Source organism: Legionella sp. 27cVA30 (assembly GCF_024160945.1).
Classification (GTDB): domain Bacteria; phylum Pseudomonadota; class Gammaproteobacteria; order Legionellales; family Legionellaceae; genus Legionella_A; species Legionella_A septentrionalis.
In genome coordinates this window covers 949,456-967,998 of the sequence record NZ_JAMYXK010000002.1, presented here as the reverse complement: position 1 = coordinate 967,998, position 18,543 = coordinate 949,456, and the positions used below count along the sequence as shown (strand labels likewise).

The following is an 18,543-nucleotide window of genomic DNA, read 5'->3' as shown; positions in this document are numbered from 1 at the left end:
AGCAAAATAGCGAAATTTACAAAAACATGTGCCCACCAAAGAGTATACATGAGAGAATTCGAGCAAAACATCATGAACCTGTTCGGCTCCCAAGGCAAATCTTGGTTGCAGGCATTACCTGCAACCTTGAAAAAATTAGCGACAGAATGGAAATTATCTGATTTAAAACCCTTGCCTAATTTGAGCTACAACTTCGTCGTAAAAGCCATGCACGGCCAGCAACTCCCTGTAGTTTTAAAACTAAGTTGTGATGCAACCTCCATGCGAAATGAAGTTAAGGCATTACAGCACTTTCAGGGACATGGTTGCATTAAGCTTTTAAAAATAAATTGGCAGCACCATGCCATTTTGCTGGAACAAGCCATTCCAGGCCAAACATTAAAAACTCATTACCCGCTACAATTTTCTGAAGCCGTGAATGCTTATGCAAGTGTTGTAGAAACACTTCTTCATAAAGCTACTATTTCACAACGATTTCCAATGGTACATGATTGGTTAAAAGCACTGGACGAAGCTTGCAATTCCCATATTCCAAACTCACTACTCTTGCAGGCAATTGCCCTGAAAAATGATCTTTTAAACTCTCCCGAAAGCTATTTTGTGCTGCATGGTGACTTGCACCATGACAATATTCTCATGCATAAAGGCCAATGGGTTGCTATCGACCCCAAAGGCATCGTTGGAGAAAAAGCATTTGAAGCTGCGGCATTTGACTTCATAACTCGAGCTGAATTAGCCAATGAAGCAGATGTTAAAGACATCTTGCAAATGCGGATCCATATTTTGGCAAACACTCTTAATTTAAGTCCTGTACGGTTAACCCAATGGATTTTTGTGCGCCTGATACTTGCAGCAGCCTGGTTTGCCGAGGATAAAGGTGATCCTTCCTATCCACTTATCTTGGCCAGGATTTTGCGTCCCCTGCTTTAGCGATCAGCCCAATTTGCCCGATCTATTGAGTTATTTAATCGTTCTTACCTACCCATAAAAATTTTCCCTGTTTATCCCATGCATTTTTCGGCAAAGTAATTGCATCTTGCGGGTAATCCCTACCATCCTTAACGCGGATATAATGAAAGTTTTTATACTTAAGGAGTAAATATGATGCTGTCCTATCAAGAATTCGCACAAATTGATATCCGCACCGGCACCATAGTAAAAGCAGAACCCTTCCCGCGTGTTAAGAAGCCTGCCTATAAAGTGTGGGTAGATTTTGGTGCGGAACTGGGGATATTGCAAACTTCCGCGCAAATTACCATCCGGTATGCTCTTAAGACGCTTATTGGCCGCCAAGTGTTGGGGTGCATTAATCTTGGTGAAAAAAATATTGCCGGGTTTATTTCACAATTTTTATTATTAGGATTTGCTGATGAAAATGGCGCTATTTGTTTGGCGACTGTGGATCCGCGTGTACCTAATGGGCAAAAAATGCACTAATCTTATTCATAGAACCCTGCGAGATATTATGAAACTGGTTATTAAAGTTGGAACACAAAGCATTCTGGCGGCGGACGGCACCCCATTTGAGCCGGTTATGGAACATTTGGTCGAGCAAATTGCGCTGTTTAAGAAAGATGGACACCAGGTGGTATTGGTCAGTTCCGGAGCCGTTGGCTCCGGACGCAAAATTGCAGAGCAGCTTCTTGGCCGCACTTATGGCAATGCAATTGGTGAAAAGCAAGTGCTGGCTTCATTGGGCCAACCTGAACTCATGCACCGCTATGCCCTCATGTGTAAAAAACATGGATTATTAGCTGCGCAATTGCTGCTGACTAAGCAAGATTTCCATACCCGCCAGCATTACTTAAATATTGCAAGGCTTTTGCATGAAGTATTTAACCACAAGATCATCATCCCCATCATCAATGAAAATGACAGCGTCGCCATCGAAGAGCTGATGTTTACCGATAATGATGAATTGGCAGGATTAATCGCAGCACAAGTAAATGCCGATAAATTGATCATTTTGAGCAATATTTCCGGAGTATATACAGCTCATCCTGCAAAAGCTGGAGCAGAGTTAATTTCCTGCATTCATCCAGATGATCAGTGGCCGGAAGTTTCCGCGCTTAAAAGTCAACATGGACGTGGCGGCATGCTGAGCAAATTGGCGATTGCGCGGAAAATGTCAAGCTTAGGCATTACCACCCATATTCTTAGCATGGATATGCCGTCCGTTCTTACACGCATCTTAAATGATGAGCCAATCGGAACTAAAATTTTGCCGCGCAAGAAAAAATCCCCCCTAAAACGCTGGATTGCATTCAGTGAAAAACAAGCAGGCTCGATAACAGTCAATCCTTGTTTATTTGCTATCTTAAAAGAAAACTTACGGATCATCAGTTTACTGCCGGTAGGCATTCAATCCTGCCACGGAAATTTTAAAAGAGGGGATTTAATTGAAATTTTAGGCCCTAATCAGGAACGACTAGGGGTTGGAATTGCCCGCTATGGTGCCGAAAAACTACAAGAACTTCTTGGTCAAAAGGGTAAACCAGTCTTTATTCATTATGATCATTTGCATATTTTTTAGGAATTCAAGATGGATGAAGTTTTACGTCGCTTAACTCAAATAAAAGCAGGAAGCCATTGCCTGAGCTTAATGCCCGCAGAAATCCGGCAAAAAATCTTGTTGGATTTAGCCAAAACATTAAGGGAAGAAAGCATCACTATTATTTCCGAAAACCAAAAAGATTTGCTTTTAATGCAGGAAGATGATCCCCGCCACGATCGGTTGTTGCTGAGCCAGGAACGCATTGATTCCATAGCAAACGATGTAGAGTCCGTGGCTTCTTTACCTAACCCTCTCGGGGGCATCCTTGAAAATAAAAAGCTTCCCAATGGCTTGGTGCTGCAAAAAGTCCCGGTGCCGCTTGGTGTTGTATCGGTGATTTATGAATCCAGGCCCAACGTGACCGTGGATGTATTTGCTTTGTGCTTTAAAACCGGCAATGCCTGCGTTTTGAAAGGAGGGAAGGAAGCGTATCACAGCAATGCCTGCCTGGTTTCCTTAATCCATAACGTGTTAAAAAAACACTCTGTTTCGCCTTTAGCCATTTATTTGTTGCCTGCAGAGCGCGAAGCTTTGCACGTGTTATTAAAAGCTGTGCATCTGGTGGATGTTTGCATTCCCAGAGGCGGACAATCCTTGATAAATTTTGTACGGGAACATGCCCGGATCCCTGTCATCGAAACCGGAGCAGGCATTGTCCACACGTATTTTGATGTCAGCGGCGATCTCGAAAAAGGACGGCTGATTGTACACAATGCAAAAACCAGGCGCGTTAGCGTATGTAATGCCTTGGATACATTGATTATTCATCAAGGACGCTTATCCAGCCTGCCTGCCTTGGTGGAGCTACTGGCAGCAAAACAAGTGGAATTATATGCTGATGAGACGAGCCATCAGGCTCTTTTGGGGAGTTACCCACAAGCCTTATTACAGCACGCGCAGAAAGAAGATTTCGGACGCGAATTTTTATCTTACAAAATGGCAATTAAAGCCGTTCCTTCTCTGGAAAGAGCGGTGCGGCATATTCAGCAATATACATCCGGACACAGCGAAGCCATTATTGCCGAGGATAAATCAGCCATTGCTTATTTTACCCAGCAAGTGGATGCAGCAGCCGTGTATGTGAATGCTTCAACGGCATTTACCGACGGCGGACAATTTGGGTTGGGCGCTGAGATTGGCATCAGCACACAAAAACTGCATGCACGCGGCCCCATGGCTTTGGAAGCCTTAACCAGCTACAAATGGCTGGTTTTCGGCGAAGGACAGATACGCAGTTAACTGGCATGATTTACTAAAACAGTATTATCCGTGCAAGATCATGCACGATGTGCTGAGTTTACTATTTACCAAGCAATATTTGCGGGGCGGAAGAATCAGATTGTACGGACGGTTCCGTTGCTTTGTTAAAAAATGTCTGGCGCAGGCTTTCCAGAGTATCTTTGCTCAAATGTTTAGGATCAACATTCGTGGGATTGAGGAGGGAAATTTTTCTACCCGGCTGGTTTTTATCTTGCGGGCTTTTCAAACTCCAGTTAAAAAACATCGAGGAAGAAGACGAAGTCATTTCTTTAACCTCTAATTGAGCTCTTACCTCGCTCCAATTACCTTCTGGGAATATTTTCTTTTCTTGAAAAGCTTTTAGTCTTCGGCCGAGAATCTGATAGGAAACACCAAGATGCGCAGCAGCTTCGCTTAATGAATTGCAGTCACGCAATAAACCATGCATTTGCTCTGCAGTTATTTTAAATTGTGTTTTAGGATTAAGATAGTTTTCAGGTGTGGTTACAGACCATCGCCTTGGCGATCGTTGTGGAGCAGTTTTAGTTTTCATTGTGCACCATTGATTATTAAATAAAAACAAGATCGTTAAATTTTAATCCTATTGAATTTTTTGTGCAACTACTGTCTTTTTTTTGACACTTAAGTTATGGAAGCATAGCAGGGTTTTAAACATAAGTAAGATAGGATAACCATAAATTTTTACCAATCGAGATTGAAATTACCAAGCTAAGGTTGCACGCTACATCCTATTTTTCACTTATGCAGCTTGAAGCAAGTCATAAACATTACGTGTAACCTTTGTGCTGCATAATAAGGTCTTTGCAATATTTACCATTCTTCCGTGAGTTCCAATTGATTTTGATATTCTAAAATACGCCGCTTTGTGGCCGGTGAAACATCGGGTGGCAATTTCTTGAGTGGGAACCATTTTTGCTCTGCAATTTCCGGAGAATTTACTGCTTCCTGTATAAAGTGTTTGCATATAAACAAAATGATGTAATCATCCCAATGATGACGTTTATGATAAACAGAAAATAATTGTGGTTTGTGCGTTAAAATGATGCCGACTTCTTCCTTTAATTCCCGGATAATTGCTTGCGTTGGAGTTTCCCCTGCCTGAATACCGCCCCCTACTGTATACCATCCGGCAGCATACGTGTGTCTTACTAAAAGTACTTTATCATTGTCGATGATTAATGCTCGGGCGCCCAAGGTTTTTTTGGCAAAAAAGAAACAAAATACATTTCTTAAATAATGAAGGATTTTCCACATGGCTTAAGATGAACAATGATTTACAATTCACTATAGCAGCAAATGCATTTAAGCTCACTTGCACTTTAAGTAAAGCCGTCTAGGCTTTATTTGCCCACTTGCAGAGAAAGGAGCCGAAAAATGTCGCATGAAAACTATCAATCCTGCATTGATGCCTGCCATGCCTGTGCCACAGCGTGTGAACATTGCGCCAATAGCTGCCTTGAAGAGCAAACCATTCAACAGCTCGCGTCTTGTATTAAGCTGGACATCGATTGTGCCGACATTTGCATTTTGACCGCCAAATTGCTAGCTCGCGGCTCAGAGTTTGCCTTACCTGTTTCCTTGCTCTGTGCGGATATTTGTAAAACTTGTGGCGATGAATGCTCAAAACATCAAGATATGGAACATTGCAAGCGTTGCGCCGAAGCATGTTACCGCTGTGAAGCAGAATGCAGAAAAATAGCATCGGCCTAACCATGCTACCATGGTAGCACCTTAATTACTGTGGTTTGATAAGCATGGCAATTCCATGCTGTTCTAGCCCCGTTAATGAGAAAGTAAACTTGTGTAGCTTGGTCAAATACGGCATCGGTTTGCGTATTTAAAGTACATATTTTATCAACGCCATCCATAGTAATATATAAATAAGTTGTATTAGGCGAAATAACTTTTGCAGGAGGAAGAAGATAAACCTCATTCCTGTATTCCAATGCCATGGGCAATCCTTTAATGAAGATCGTCGCTCCAGCTGAGACGGAACACATACTCATGAACATAAAAAATAGAACAGGCTTCATACCAATCCTTTGCAACGCCATTATTGATCATATTATACGCAAATTGTTACGTTTTTTCATGATAAATGCGGACGGTATGAACGACAAGACAAACAACTGGTTAAATACAAATAACCCTGGCGCGACCTAAACAACAGGTCTCGTCAGGCCAAGGAATGAAGTCTAAGCCTCACCACCTTTCTTACCCATTTTAACAAAAGCATCCGGGTCTTTCTTTTTGCGGGTTTTCGCAGCTTTCCGTGCAATTTCGGTTTCTTCTTCGGCAGAAATATTATGCCGTGCTTGCGCGCCAAGTTTACCTGCTTTTGAGCGACTCATGGTGTGATACTCATCTTCTCGCCCACTACCACTTCTTCCCTCGTCTTCATTCTCATCATAATCACGACCCCAACGCGCCTCAGCACCCCGTCTGCCTGCTTCTTCCCGGCTCATGCGATGCTCATCATCGTCACGGGAACTGCGGCCTTGGCGGCTTCTTTCATAATCATCATCGTAATCACGGCCCCAGCGCGCCTCAGCACCCCGCCTGCCTGCTTCCTCCCGGCTCATGCGATGTTCATCATCGTCACGGGAACTGCGCCGTTGACTGCTTCTTTCATAATCATCATCGTAATCATGACCCCAGCGCGCCTCGGCACCCCGTCTGCCTGCTTCTTCCCGGCTCATGCGATGTTCATCATCGTCACGGGAACTGCGCCGTTGACTGCTTCTTTCATAATCATCATCGTAATCACGGCCCCAGCGCGCCTCGGCTCCCCGCCTGCCTGCTTCTTCCCGGCTCATGCGATAATCATCATCGTCACGGGAACTGCGACGTTGGCGGCTTCTTTCATAATCATCATCGTAATCACGGCCCCAGCGCGCCTCAGCACCCCGTCTGCCTGCTTCTTCCCGGCTCATGCGATAATCATCATCGTCGCGGGAACTGCGCCGTTGGCGGCTTCTTTCATAATCATCATCGTAATCGCGGCCCCAGCGCGCCTCGGCTCCCCGCCTGCCTGCTTCTTCCCGGCTCATGCGATAATCATCATCGTCGCGGGAACTGCGCCGTTGGCGGCTTCTTTCATAATCATCATCGTAATCGCGGCCCCAGCGCGCCTCAGCACCCCGTCTGCCTGCTTCTTCCCGGCTCATGCGATAATCATCATCGTCGCGGGAACTGCGGCGTTGGCTGCTTCTTTCATAATCATCATCGTAATCACGGCCCCAGCGCGCCTCAGCACCCCGTCTGCCTGCTTCTTCCCGGCTCATGCGATGTTCATCATCGTCACGGGAACTGCGCCGTTGGCTGCTTCTTTCATAATCATCATCGTAATCACGGCCCCAGCGCGCCTCGGCTCCACGCCTGCCTGCTTCCTCCCGGCTCATAGAACCATTATTCTCCTTGTAACGACTCATAACTCCTCCTTGTCAATCCATTAGAAAATATCTGTAGTCTTATCTGTATTGCGCAAATACTTATAAGCTCAGGTAAGCTTAGACTAAGAAAAAAAATGTGCCATCTCGAAAAAAGGTTAAGAATTTCGGTGCAAGGTTTGCCCGATTTTATTAGCTTGATAACAAATATTATTTTCGTAAAAATAATATTTTTCTTAATTAGAAAAGAAATAAAGAAGCGCGCAAAGATAACAACTCAACAGCACGCTATAAAAAATAAGATAATAAGGTCTTTAAAAACAATTAATGAAAAACGCTTCATACTAGGCTCAGCTCAGAGAACGGAGCCATACCCCCCATTAAGCATCTAACAGCTTTTTCACCAATAATGCTATATCTATATTATTTTGCTTGAATGATGTCATATCAAATCAAGTAAATATGCTGCAAAAATGTTGAAGTCACCAGAGCCACTTTTTTTAACGGTGTGTGTAACAGGATAGGAAGTAAAGGGCATAGATGCACGTACTAAAATTTATTAATTGGTTGGACGTAGCGAAGCCAAAATGTATCTCCTTTTGGTCAAATCCTGAAATTTGAGGATAGTAATAATTTTGTAAGTTAAATGCTTGCATATTGCTAAAGGATTATTCGTTTGCGCTAAATCTTCAGTAGCAGTTGCCTGTGACGTAAAAATAATAACGGCGGTAATTTACCACCAATCTAAAAAAATTCATGAATGTCCTTTAGAAGAAAAGAGAAAGCCTCACCCTTTATCTGATAAGGCTCTGAGTTTTTATTGGTTTGGGGTCACAATGTTAAACCAAAAATCAAAGTTATCGATAAAGCCTAACAACTGCTTTAATGATTCTTGGTTACCATCAATTTTTAGTTCTTTATTTGCTAAAGTACTTTCCACTGTTTTTTGTTTGAGAATAATTTGATTTAACGTTTCTCTGTTAATGCTAATCGTTGCATCTGCTTTGTCTGATTGATAGCCCTGAATATGATGTAAACTACCATTATTAAGTTCGACAATGTATTTTTCATTGATATCAGGAAAAACAAAATTTAAGGTGATTGTAGTGTTTGCAGCCTTATCTCCATTTAACTTAACTCCCATATAATCAAAAAATAAGTCAGTGCTCATTGCGCGAATAGTATCAGGGCTTGCAGTATCGGGAGTTGCCAGTTTTTGTACCCCATTACGCAATTCCTTAGCTCCGCTAAGATAAAAGTTGCGCCAAGGGCCTGATTCCGCTTGATAGCCTAATTGTTCTAATGCATCCGCTTCAAGATTTCTGGCTTCTTGATTATTCGGTTCAGCAAAAACTACATGGTTCATTACTTCAGCAACCCAGCGATAATTTCCTTGTTCATAATCTTTGCGGGCTAGTTCCATAATTTTTGCAGCCCCACCCATGTAGTCTACATATTTTTTGCTGCCTTCTACAGGCTCAAGGGGATGCAAGGTTGCAGGATTGCCACTAAACCAGCCTAAATATTTCACATAAGTCGCTTTGGTATTATGATTCATCGTCCCATAATAGCCTCTATTTGACCAATAATGACTTAAACTCTCAGGAAGCATCACTTTTTCAGCGATTTCATCCATGGTGAAACCCTGATTCGCATAATGCAAGGTTTGGTCATTAATAAAACGATACATATCGCGCTGTAGTTTTAAATGTTTGACGATGTTTTCTTTATCCCAAACAGGCCAATGATGTGGTGCAAATAAGACTTGCACATCATTTCCCCAAAGATACATTGCTTCATTTAAGTATTTTGACCACGCGAATGGATCTCTGATTTTTGCACCTCGTAGAGAGTAGGTATTATGCAAGGTATGTGTTGCATCTTCAGCTGTGCATAAAGCATGAAATTCAGGTATATAGAAAAACATTTCAGATGGTGCTTCAGAATCAGGGGCCATATAGAAAACAAAATCAAGGCCTGCTAATTTTAGGTGTTGTTTATTGGTTTTGATAATCTCAGTAGGAGGAATAAGTGACACGGTTCCCGAAGAGGTCGTCATGCCTAAACCTGCCCCTACCTGACCCGTCGGTGACATAGGTAATAAATTGCCATACATATAACTGGCACGTCGACTCATGGCATTACCTGCCATTACGTTTTCTGCAGCAGCACTTTCAATAAAGCCAATAGGCGCTACAATTTTTACCTTTCCTGACTTTACGTCGTCTTCAGAAACAACGCCTTTAACACCACCGTAATGGTCTACATGACTGTGAGTATAGATGACTGCAACGATAGGTTGTTTCGGTCTATGTTTAAAATATAAATCCAATGATGCTTTTGCTGTTTCTGTTGAAATTAATGGGTCAACAATAACGATACCTTGCGGCCCTTCAATAAAGGTAATATTGGATAGATCTGCCGTTCGCACTTGATAGATATGTTCATTAACTTGAAATAAACCACCCATTTTTACAAGCTGGGCTTGTCGCCATAAACTGGGATTGACCGTAGTGGGTGATGAAATGTCATTTTTGATGAAAGAGAAATTACCTAAATCCCATATCACATCCCCATTAGTATTTTTAATAATTCCATTATTAGGTAACGGGGCTATAAATCCTTTGGATGCATTGTTAAACGATTCCTTATCGCTGAAAGGCAGTTTTTTTAATAATTCATTATTTAAGGTTGTTGTTGATGAAGAAGCTTCTTTGGGGGACTCACTTGCATGAGCAGTATTTAAAAAAAAATAGAGGGGATGCAGCTAGAATGCTGAAAGCCAGTTTTTTCATTTTCATATCAATCCTTTGATTATTTAGAAAGTATAATATTATCATTCAGAAAAAATAGGTTTAGTCTTCATTGTTTCATTTTAATGTCAAGGAGTATCCTCACTTATAAAAAACTTAATAGCAACATAAACATCACCAAATACAGAACCAATAAATGAGTAAGGTCACAAGCACCCACGGCAACCCCTATTTTTACGGCCATATGCCCAAGGCCGCTTAACCCCACAACCCCTACCCGGCTTTCAGGCCTGGCATTCAAGATGCGCAAGGGAGAAATAAGCAGTAATGCCTGCACATAAAATGGGGCACAATTGCCAATACCAAACCTCCGGAAACACGTAAAACGAATTCTTCACGCACGGCAAATATACTTAGAATATCCGCCCTTGGTAGACTCTCCTGTAATGCGATCTATTCCGCAATAGTTCCTGTGTTTCCTTCCTGGCAAAATTGTTCCTGGCTCTTATGACATCGATCACATTCTGGCAGCTATCCACCATGTAACCTACCGCAACGCAATCGCCCGCTTTGTATTTTTACCGCAGATCCCACTTCCATAACTCGGCCTAAAATTTCATGCCCTGGTACGATAAGGTGTTCAGTCCAACCCCAATCATTTCGAACAATATGCAGATCGGAATGACAAACTCCGCAATATAAAATCTCTATCGCCACATCATTTTCACGTAAATTACAGCGTTCAAAATGATATGGACAATTTATCTGTAGTTGAATGGGCAGCGTATCCTATAGTTTTCATGAGCAATTTTACTTAACGTTTAAGTAAGCTTATATCTTTTTCCGCAAAAAATGTGAGCAATTTATAGGAAGATTAGTGCACACGATAACAGGTATTTTGTTTACTGTATTTAGGGAGATTACCGGGATTCGGCCAGTTTGTTTGTTGCGTATCCTTCTTGGCCCCCGCTAGAATTTACTTTTAAAACTTGGCATGTGAGTCAATATCCCTTCGCCGCTTAAATTAATTCACTTCACCCAAGCACGTGCGATGAAGTGAATTAAATGGTAGGAGCTTATTTACATTTTACAGCGAATTGTGCTTTCTCCAAGCCGGCACAAAATGCAGCTTTTGCTTCACCGTTTAGGGAAACAAAAGAGCCGTTTTCATAAGAATTACCATCATCAAGTAACCTTGCATCATTGAACCAACCCACATTAAATGGCACACATCCGCCTATGCTGCTTTGAGTTTGCGTCTCTGATTTACAATCTGGCGAAGACCGTTGGGCACCATCAAAGCCATAGCGAAAATCATTGTTTATATACACTATCGCTTTTATCGTTGAAGATAAATCAATGACAGGATTGTCTTTGTCTGACTTACATGCCGGGGATTTATTCGGATTCGCCGGATTACAATTTATCGGCACCACACCATTGTAATTAATTAAAGCAAACAAGCGATTCACCCAAGTTGTAGATGCTTGTTTGTAGGCAGTTTGCCAAACAAAATTATTCCCGTCATGAGGATGGCTTGCCGATCTATCAACATAGTTTGTAAGCGCCGACTCGGATAGGATAACTGGTTTCCCCACCGCATTTGCAAAAGCCACGGCTCCGAGAATATTCCCATCGATTGGTAAACGCTCATTACCGATATTACAAGTTGAATTGGCAACATAATTAGTTGCAGGAAAACCATTATACCCATAACTTGACCCATTAAAATGAGGCAGACATAAGTCGTGCTCAAATACACTCAAACCGATCCAGTCAACTACATCATTTCCTGGATATAAATCTTGATATTCGCCACGCACTGGATGATATACGTAATATACTTTCGCACCGCTCTCTTTCGTGCCATTGCTAATTAAATTACGTAAATGTTTAAATGCTTGCTTGTATACCGCGCAGCCAATTTTGGGATCTGTATTTGGATCGCAAAAAAAGTTTGAACTGACTTCATAGTCTAAGCGTATCAGGTAAATAGGCTTTGGATTGGCATTAATATATTTAATTAAATTTTGGTACAATCCATCGCTTTTTCCATCCGCAACATCATGAACGGCAGCAACGGATGCCTCGAGAGTGGTACATTCCCCTGGCTTCGCACCATGTGGACAGCGGGTACTATTTGGCGGATTATCCTTAATACTCACAGCCAATTGAATATATATGTCTTTTTGCGCTTGATTGGCCTTATCAACCAAATAGGCATAATTCTCTTTGGCGCTACTCAATAAATCGCCGGAAGTGTCACCTTCATTGGGCCTGGATTGATAATAGATGGAACCACCGTCTGGTATTTGTCCATCAGCTAATATTGCCGCTAAATTATCCCAAGCTTCATTATTATTTTGACCAGTTAAAAGTAAACGTTGATTAGGGATTAAAGAATTGGTTGCAGAACCAGAAATATGATTGGACACTGCTTCATGAGTGCTGTCAGCGCAATAACCATTTGCTGCCAATGTTAATGCCAGAATAACGGGGAATTTTTTTTTGTTAACTTTCATGCTTTATCCTTAAGTCACGAGTTAAAAGAGAGATACTACTAACAATGATTAGTTAAAATTTTAGAGAGAATTATTCTGTAGGCTGTTTCTTAGCCAATGGTCCCACCCCCTGAAATAGCATGATGATTATCAGAACTGTTTACCATTTTTATCTGCGCAGGTAACAAATAATAATGAGAGCGAACTATCTAACAGATTAAAGCTGATTTACCTATACCATTCAAACACTTAAATTGTAGTAAGCCAATCCTTTTTTTCCAGCTTTAATGGCTTTATATGAAAATAAAATAGTCAAATATAAATATATGTTATTGATATTTAATGAAAAAAATTCAAATATTTGTTCAGATTATTTTACAAATTTTATTTCGCAACCACTCTTTAGCATTAAAGAGTACAACGCTTTATGCTTCCTGCTAAAGAATCAATTTCCCCAGTGCATTTTATTAATGCACTGGGAGTCATGTAATTGGCTAGCATCTGTCGCAGAGTTGAGTTGATGTGCTGACTATTCTGATAATATTCATGTAAATCTGAATTTCCCAATGCCTCAATAATCAATTGACTGGCATGTTGAATAATATCCCGCGCCAACAGCAGTACTTCTTCCGAGGTAAAATCGGTTTTTTCATAATTGCATGCAATAGGTAACTTCTTAGTAGACACAATCTGGCGCAGTTGCATATAAGCATTATTAACGAGCAGCTTAAAGTCACGCTGGCCATAATGACATTTCCAGATCACATCGTAGTAAGGCGACTGAATATTTTCTGCCAATGTAATATTTTGTAGAAAAAGATTCGCTACCATTTCCACATTTTTTATTTCTTTTTCATTCGCCAACTCCCGCACATGCACCAGAACTTTTTCAATTTGCGCTTTATCATTTATTGGCTTACCGAGCGGCAATTTCGCAGCAGCCACAGCCCGCATGCATTGAAATCTTAAATCCAATGCTTCCAATAACTGCTTGGAAGAACTAGAGTCGATCACCTCTTGCAATACCTGCTGCTTTTTAAGTCGATACGTTTTAAAAAAGCCTTGTATTTTAAGTGCTGCTATGTCCTGCTGCATCATTATTCCCTACTTCACGCAATTTATGCTTGGAAGCGTCATCCGCCTATGATCTACTATTTGTCATTCATTTGGCTACAAGTTGCTTCAGATTGTATGCCATCCTCAAAGCAAATGGTATTACCATAATTTTTTTTCGCTTTGTAACAAGCCGCATCAGCCTTTTTCAGAGCGGAATCAATAGAAGGTGAGCTATGAATCAATTGGCTGATGCCAATGGAACAACCTAATATTAAATTGCCTTGCTTTAAAATTTCCTTGGTTAGTTGCGATGTGATTTTAATTATTTTTTGTCCAATTAACCCTGCTTTTTTTAAATTGATATTTTCAATTAATACCACAAACTCATCACCACCGTAGCGCGCCATAACATCTTCTTTACGAAGCTGTTGCCTTAATAAATGACAAAATCGCTGCAGGATATGGTCTCCAAAATCATGACCATATTCATCATTAACTTTCTTAAAGCCATCCAAATCAATGAAAATAACGATTAAATGACCGCTATTTAATTTAATTTTTTGGTAACGATTGTCTAATATTTCCATTAGATAATGACGGTTATAACACCCGGTCAGCTTATCGTGTTCAGCTTGATAGCGAATTTTTTCATATTTTAATATTAAATCATCTATTATCTTTGTTTTTTCAATGGTTTTTGCGCTCAAATAACTGACCCAGAAGACATAAATTCCCCCCAGTAAAAAAATCGTAGAATAAAAATAATTGGTAAAAAAAGGGTTGCCCCATACACCATAGATGATGGCAAAGAGATAACTGCATAAAAAGAAACAGATAAGGGTAAAATTAGCTACCCATTGTTGCTGATAATGAGACGTTTTCTTTAGAAGAGGCCAGGTGAAATAAGCTCCTCCGGCAAGAAGAAATGCTCCGATAATAATCATGAAGTGCGATAAATGCATCAAGCTGGATTATAGGATGATTTATTTTATATATAGCAAACAATAGCGCACATTTTAAAGACACGCTTGAAGCTCCCGACCTTTTGGCTCAAAAACCTGATGCTTTGGACTAAAATATTGCAACGGCTGATTAGACGAAAAATTAAACATATTCAAGGCAACCACTTCATTGCGGTGTTACCTTTTCCCAGATATAAGTCTTTTTATTCGAAAGTTTCTGGCTTTTTCCTAAACCCTTTTAATTCACTTCGTTTTGATTTTTCATCTAAAATTTTTTGTTTCGCGCGCCTTGAACGTCGTTTCTTTTGGCGTTTTATTTTTTCAACTTTTTGCTGTTCCTTCGTTTTTTCATCACTAATCAACGCATGTAATTTTTCACAGAGGCGTACCCTTGCAAAATAGCGATTATCCTCGCGGCTTCTGGATTCCTGACATTTTATTTCCAAACCCGATGGCGCGTGTTTTAAATAAACAGTAGCCGCCGTTTTATGCAATTTCTGCCCACCCTTACCGCTGCCCAGAATAAATTTTTCGACAAGATCAATTTCATCGATATGAAGCTTCGTCATCCATTCTGTCAATTTCTTCCATTTCTCTTTACCGACCATACTTTCCTGCGAAAATAAAATTTAATGGCATCACCCTGTAATATATAGGCACGAATTAAATACAATGAGATACAGCTAAAAACTGCATTTAGACGTACTTTATTTGCCGCATCATTCTCCCATTGACTTTTATATGTAATCTTTTAATTCTCTGAGCGCAAAAGCAACCGAAGTCCCTACAGAAAAACATTGATATTTTTTGTCATTAATTTGGCTTACTGGTTGAATACCTATGAGCGCATTGGTCAAAAAAACCTCATCGGCACTCAGTAACTCAGCAGGTGTGATGGATTTCTCAATAATGGAAAATTTAACCGTTAATTCTTTCAAAAGAATATTTCTAATAACCCCAGGCAATGCTCCATCAGCAATGGGCGGCGTATAAATTTGCCCATTTTTAACCATGAACACATTGGTAATGGCTCCATCAGCCACATTCGATCCCGTATTCAATAAAATAGCTTCATCAAATCCTTGCATCATGGCTTCTTGTTTCGCAAGAATGTTGTCTAAATAACTAATTGATTTAATCCTTGCAGCGATTGTTTTTTCATTCTTTCTTGTGCTTACAATCCGTGCCGAATAAGCCAGTTTGGCAGGATGAGCAAACGCAAAAGCAAAAATAGTAAAATTTGGTTCTGGACGTGCCTCAGGGAAGATACCCCTTATAGATTCCCCGGCAGTAATCGTTATTCTTGCACCGGCAATTGTTTCCTCTAAATTATTTTCTGCGATTAAAAAAAGAAGCATTTCTGTTAATGCTTCTTTAGAAAATGGCAAATTCATGCTAATCAGTGGTGCACTTGTTTCAAGCCGATGCCAGTGATAATCGAACGCAGGCATTGCACCTTTATTAATTAGTATCGTTTCAAAAAGACCGTGACCCAATGTAAAGCCGCGATCATTATGTTTAATGCATGGCTGATTTGAGGAAAGCGGATTACCGTTGTAGATAATTATCGACATGTAAAACCAAGTTTATGGATGTGGATTACGATTATACTAAGGGTTCTAAAATTACTTGCATCGAACTGCAGCAAATACTTTGTATCAAGTTCATGATTATATAACGCCCAGAAGTTTACCTCCCTTTGGAGCCGCTGATTAAATCTTTAAGCAAAACGCCAAACTCCTTAAAGTCTCGTGTCTGAACTGCAAGCACTACCATGACCTGGGCCACGTTTTAACAAACCTAATTATGACACTTAAATCTGTGGCTGCAATTTAAAGTCTTCTTGACTTATGACTTAATAAATTCATTTAGAAAAAGCTTGGGATGGTTTAAGCAATTCCCATATTTTTTCAGGCGGTCTGGCAATGATAGCCTGGCCGTTACAAGTCACGATTGGGCGTTGCATTAAAATCGGCTCTTTCAGCATGACTTCTAAAATTTTAGCCTCATCCTCTAAAACCAAACCCAAATTCTTAAAAACAGGTTCATTCGTCCTAACAAAGTCTTTTAAATCAAAATGTGATCGTAACTCAAGCAATTGCTCTATATTAAGCGGTGTCTTAAGGTACTCCACTATAGTCGGGTTAATATGACAACTTTGTAATATTTGCAAAACTTGTCTTGATTTAGAACAGTTCGGATTATGATAAACTATAAATTCTTTCATTTAAATTCTAGCTCTTTAGATGATTCAGCTTCTTAACAAGCAATAAGATAACACTGATCTGTTTTTCTTAAAAAAAGTTCTTTTACCGCCATGTGTATGCAGTTAATACTTTTTAGTTAGCCAATAATTCTTTAAAGAGTTCGCTGGAATTTTGGTGTATCCTCTGGCTATTAGATTCTTGGCCCTGCAATATTTAAGATACGAATATTATTTTTACTTATCCATTCTTTAATTTTTTCTACTGCATCTGCCTTTTTATCCAAGCTAACAATCAGATATGGTTTTTGTTGACGCTTGTGTTCTCAATGGTTAAAGCATTCACCTTTCTTTACTCAGCAAAAGCTCTTAACGGATGGCAAACGATAGTGTACAATTCATGTTCCTTTTGCTCAAAACTTACAAATTACTCACAAAACAAGCCATGACTTATGTTGAATTGTTTAAATGCTGTTTTGCATAATGGATCCCCGTTTGTAAGTTTATAACCAAAGTATAATTATGAATCGTATTAACGTATTATTTTTTAGTCTGAAAGTTATTGTTTGCTTAGTCTTGCTTACGCCCTTGGCTAATGCAGAAGATGTTGAGTTAATTGGCTCGTTAAATCAAACGTTGAAAATTCATGCCTCAGGCAATCAATTGGAACAAGATTCCAGGGGATTGGAGCTAACTGAAAAAACCATTAAATTGCTGCATGTGCGCTTAGCTGAGGATAAAAAAGCAGAGCTTAAATCCCAAGCACAAGATTTGAATAAACATAGAAATGGATTTACATCAAGCAATCGGGCAGCTGCTTCGCTGGAATTACCGAAAGCGGTTTCATTAAATATGAACAACGTACCCGTATTAGACCAGGGAACTCATGGTACTTGTGTTACCTTTGCTGTTTCCGGTGGTTTAGATGCTGTAATAGGAAAAGGCGACTATATTAGCCAATTGTGCCAATTGCAATTAGGAAATTATCTGGAGCAACATGGTTATGGCATTAGCGGTTGGGATGGTTCTTTTTCTGGTGAAGTTTTTGGCCAAATGGCCCAATACGGTGTTATAAATGTGGACAATCAATGGAAGAATGGATGCGGTGGTTATTATGACTACCCGAAATATTCGAAAAGACCACAAACTTATATCGCTCCTGAAGATTTTGCTAAGATGAGTGAACCAGTTTTAGGGACTTATGCTGCCATTAAGGACATTCGCGTTGCAAGGAATTTTGAAGCTACTTTGGACAATGTGAAAAACGCACTGCATGCGGGTGATCGCGTTGTATTTGGCGTTTTACTTCCCAGAGTGGATTTAGGAACAGCTGGGGCAGTAGGGAAATATCGTACTTGGTTTACCCAAGATACCTGGGTTTTAAGTAAGGAAGTTATGGATGGAATCAGTGATATTGAAGCCGCGCATGAAATGATCATCACCGGTTATGATGATAATGCAACCGTATATGATGACCATGGGGTTGCGCATAAAGGTTTGTTGACACTAAGAAATTCCTGGGGAACTTCTGTTGGTTATTGGGGCGAGTTTTATATGTCTTATGATTATTTTAAATTGCTAAATTTAGAAGTCACCGAAATTCTTCCAATCAATCATTAGCATTTAACGATAAACTAACTTACTAAACAGCCTGCACCAAAAATTCAACATGGTGCAGGTTGCAATAGCGCTTTGCTCGAAAAAAAATGTTGGCCAGTACGAGTGCTTTCAGAGTCTGCTAAAGAGCTATTTGACACCTATTCCTCATGAAAGTAGTCCAAAATGAGCCTTCCCTTGCTCATCCAACTTGCCCCCTGTTTTAATTGAAGGCACTGTAGTTCCTTTGAGGGAAGAAAGGTGATGCA

At 40.3% G+C, this 18,543-nt stretch carries 20 protein-coding genes and 1 pseudogene; 7 read left to right on the top strand and 14 right to left on the bottom strand.

All coding sequences use genetic code 11. The features are described from left to right. The first annotated feature begins 48 nt into the window (after positions 1–48). From NKV53_RS09905 to NKV53_RS09890, 4 genes are all read left to right on the top strand, one after another. Entirely contained in the window at positions 49–930 is an 882-nt protein-coding gene (locus tag NKV53_RS09905) for an aminoglycoside phosphotransferase family protein (protein ID WP_253351051.1), read from the top strand. A gap of 171 nt (positions 931–1,101) precedes the next feature. Next, positions 1,102–1,437 carry a tRNA-binding protein gene (locus tag NKV53_RS09900; RefSeq protein ID WP_126954962.1) on the top strand — a complete coding sequence of 112 codons (336 nt, stop codon included), beginning with the start codon at positions 1,102–1,104 and terminating at the stop codon, positions 1,435–1,437. Between the two features lie 28 nt (positions 1,438–1,465). Further along, positions 1,466–2,533, top strand: coding sequence for a glutamate 5-kinase (gene proB, locus NKV53_RS09895; protein WP_126954961.1), 1,068 nt, complete (start codon positions 1,466–1,468; stop codon positions 2,531–2,533). A gap of 9 nt (positions 2,534–2,542) precedes the next feature. Next, positions 2,543–3,793 carry a glutamate-5-semialdehyde dehydrogenase gene (locus NKV53_RS09890; protein ID WP_253351048.1) on the top strand — a complete coding sequence of 417 codons (1,251 nt, stop codon included), beginning with the start codon at positions 2,543–2,545 and terminating at the stop codon, positions 3,791–3,793. A 61-nt stretch (positions 3,794–3,854) separates the two neighbouring features. Here NKV53_RS09890 and NKV53_RS09885 read toward each other — a convergent pair whose 3' ends face one another. Continuing rightward, the gene (locus NKV53_RS09885; protein WP_127032627.1) at positions 3,855–4,346 is read right to left on the bottom strand and encodes a hypothetical protein; all 492 of its coding nucleotides are present in this window, start codon (positions 4,344–4,346) and stop codon (positions 3,855–3,857) included. Between the two features lie 278 nt (positions 4,347–4,624). Next, positions 4,625–5,008: an NUDIX domain-containing protein gene (locus NKV53_RS09880; protein WP_253351046.1), complete on the bottom strand. Its 384-nt coding sequence runs from the start codon at positions 5,006–5,008 to the stop codon at positions 4,625–4,627. Between the two features lie 180 nt (positions 5,009–5,188). Here NKV53_RS09880 and NKV53_RS09875 point away from each other — a divergent pair, with 180 nt between their 5' ends. After that, positions 5,189–5,524: a four-helix bundle copper-binding protein gene (locus tag NKV53_RS09875; RefSeq protein ID WP_127032628.1), complete on the top strand. Its 336-nt coding sequence runs from the start codon at positions 5,189–5,191 to the stop codon at positions 5,522–5,524. A 5-nt stretch (positions 5,525–5,529) separates the two neighbouring features. Here the strand turns inward: NKV53_RS09875 and NKV53_RS09870 are convergent, their stop codons facing one another. The 3 genes from NKV53_RS09870 to NKV53_RS09860 all read right to left on the bottom strand — a co-directional run bounded on the left by NKV53_RS09870 (position 5,530) and on the right by NKV53_RS09860 (position 9,673). Continuing rightward, positions 5,530–5,766: a hypothetical protein gene (locus NKV53_RS09870; protein ID WP_253351045.1), complete on the bottom strand. Its 237-nt coding sequence runs from the start codon at positions 5,764–5,766 to the stop codon at positions 5,530–5,532. Positions 5,767–6,009: 243 nt separating this feature from the next. Then, on the bottom strand, positions 6,010–7,245 hold the full coding sequence (locus tag NKV53_RS09865) for a hypothetical protein (RefSeq protein ID WP_253351044.1): 1,236 nt from the start codon (positions 7,243–7,245) through the stop codon (positions 6,010–6,012). A gap of 775 nt (positions 7,246–8,020) precedes the next feature. Beyond that, on the bottom strand, positions 8,021–9,673 hold the full coding sequence (locus tag NKV53_RS09860; protein ID WP_253351043.1) for an alkyl/aryl-sulfatase: 1,653 nt from the start codon (positions 9,671–9,673) through the stop codon (positions 8,021–8,023). 43 nt (positions 9,674–9,716) lie between these two features. Here NKV53_RS09860 and NKV53_RS09855 point away from each other — a divergent pair, with 43 nt between their 5' ends. Further along, a complete protein-coding gene (locus NKV53_RS09855) occupies positions 9,717–9,938 on the top strand; it encodes a hypothetical protein (RefSeq protein ID WP_253351042.1) in 222 nt (73 codons plus the stop codon). 163 nt (positions 9,939–10,101) lie between these two features. On the opposite strand, the gene NKV53_RS09850 is transcribed toward NKV53_RS09855, so the two are convergent. From NKV53_RS09850 to NKV53_RS12070, 9 genes and pseudogenes are all read right to left on the bottom strand, one after another. After that, positions 10,102–10,293 (bottom strand): hypothetical protein, encoded by a 192-nt coding sequence (locus NKV53_RS09850; protein WP_199740796.1) that lies wholly within the window; start codon positions 10,291–10,293, stop codon positions 10,102–10,104. A gap of 194 nt (positions 10,294–10,487) precedes the next feature. Further along, entirely contained in the window at positions 10,488–10,673 is a 186-nt protein-coding gene (locus tag NKV53_RS12075; protein ID WP_199737873.1) for an alcohol dehydrogenase catalytic domain-containing protein, read from the bottom strand. A gap of 359 nt (positions 10,674–11,032) precedes the next feature. Beyond that, the gene (locus NKV53_RS09845; RefSeq protein WP_126955027.1) at positions 11,033–12,433 is read right to left on the bottom strand and encodes a hypothetical protein; all 1,401 of its coding nucleotides are present in this window, start codon (positions 12,431–12,433) and stop codon (positions 11,033–11,035) included. Positions 12,434–12,865: 432 nt separating this feature from the next. Beyond that, positions 12,866–13,552, bottom strand: coding sequence for a chorismate mutase (locus NKV53_RS09840; protein ID WP_253351041.1), 687 nt, complete (start codon positions 13,550–13,552; stop codon positions 12,866–12,868). Between the two features lie 56 nt (positions 13,553–13,608). Then, positions 13,609–14,457 carry a GGDEF domain-containing protein gene (locus tag NKV53_RS09835; RefSeq protein ID WP_233588462.1) on the bottom strand — a complete coding sequence of 283 codons (849 nt, stop codon included), beginning with the start codon at positions 14,455–14,457 and terminating at the stop codon, positions 13,609–13,611. A gap of 221 nt (positions 14,458–14,678) precedes the next feature. Next, positions 14,679–15,083: a peptide chain release factor-like protein gene (locus NKV53_RS09830; protein WP_127057575.1), complete on the bottom strand. Its 405-nt coding sequence runs from the start codon at positions 15,081–15,083 to the stop codon at positions 14,679–14,681. Between the two features lie 129 nt (positions 15,084–15,212). Next, on the bottom strand, positions 15,213–16,049 hold the full coding sequence (locus NKV53_RS09825) for an aminotransferase class IV (protein WP_127057574.1): 837 nt from the start codon (positions 16,047–16,049) through the stop codon (positions 15,213–15,215). Positions 16,050–16,339: 290 nt separating this feature from the next. Next, a complete protein-coding gene (locus NKV53_RS09820) occupies positions 16,340–16,702 on the bottom strand; it encodes an arsenate reductase family protein (protein WP_126955032.1) in 363 nt (120 codons plus the stop codon). 170 nt (positions 16,703–16,872) lie between these two features. After that, positions 16,873–16,986: pseudogene (locus NKV53_RS12070) on the bottom strand (YpsA SLOG family protein); the annotation flags it as partial. A 214-nt stretch (positions 16,987–17,200) separates the two neighbouring features. Here NKV53_RS12070 and NKV53_RS09815 point away from each other — a divergent pair. Then, positions 17,201–18,298, top strand: a complete 1,098-nt coding sequence (locus tag NKV53_RS09815; RefSeq protein WP_127032635.1) for a C1 family peptidase — start codon at positions 17,201–17,203, stop codon at positions 18,296–18,298. Positions 18,299–18,543: the final 245 nt, after the last annotated feature.

Bases quoted from the DNA above. Each gene is read 5' to 3' on its own strand.
- NKV53_RS09905 (WP_253351051.1), top strand. From the start codon at position 49: ATGAGAGAATTCGAGCAAAACATCATGAACCTGTTCGGCTCCCAAGGC.
- NKV53_RS09900 (WP_126954962.1), top strand. From the start codon at position 1,102: ATGATGCTGTCCTATCAAGAATTCGCACAAATTGATATCCGCACCGGC.
- proB (WP_126954961.1), top strand. From the start codon at position 1,466: ATGAAACTGGTTATTAAAGTTGGAACACAAAGCATTCTGGCGGCGGAC.
- NKV53_RS09890 (WP_253351048.1), top strand. From the start codon at position 2,543: ATGGATGAAGTTTTACGTCGCTTAACTCAAATAAAAGCAGGAAGCCAT.
- NKV53_RS09885 (WP_127032627.1), bottom strand. From the start codon at position 4,346: ATGAAAACTAAAACTGCTCCACAACGATCGCCAAGGCGATGGTCTGTA.
- NKV53_RS09875 (WP_127032628.1), top strand. From the start codon at position 5,189: ATGTCGCATGAAAACTATCAATCCTGCATTGATGCCTGCCATGCCTGT.
- NKV53_RS09870 (WP_253351045.1), bottom strand. From the start codon at position 5,766: ATGGCATTGGAATACAGGAATGAGGTTTATCTTCTTCCTCCTGCAAAA.
- NKV53_RS09865 (WP_253351044.1), bottom strand. From the start codon at position 7,245: ATGAGTCGTTACAAGGAGAATAATGGTTCTATGAGCCGGGAGGAAGCA.
- NKV53_RS09860 (WP_253351043.1), bottom strand. From the start codon at position 9,673: ATGGGTGGTTTATTTCAAGTTAATGAACATATCTATCAAGTGCGAACG.
- NKV53_RS09840 (WP_253351041.1), bottom strand. From the start codon at position 13,552: ATGCAGCAGGACATAGCAGCACTTAAAATACAAGGCTTTTTTAAAACG.
- NKV53_RS09835 (WP_233588462.1), bottom strand. From the start codon at position 14,457: ATGATTATTATCGGAGCATTTCTTCTTGCCGGAGGAGCTTATTTCACC.
- NKV53_RS09830 (WP_127057575.1), bottom strand. From the start codon at position 15,083: ATGGTCGGTAAAGAGAAATGGAAGAAATTGACAGAATGGATGACGAAG.
- NKV53_RS09825 (WP_127057574.1), bottom strand. From the start codon at position 16,049: ATGTCGATAATTATCTACAACGGTAATCCGCTTTCCTCAAATCAGCCA.
- NKV53_RS09820 (WP_126955032.1), bottom strand. From the start codon at position 16,702: ATGAAAGAATTTATAGTTTATCATAATCCGAACTGTTCTAAATCAAGA.
- NKV53_RS09815 (WP_127032635.1), top strand. From the start codon at position 17,201: ATGAATCGTATTAACGTATTATTTTTTAGTCTGAAAGTTATTGTTTGC.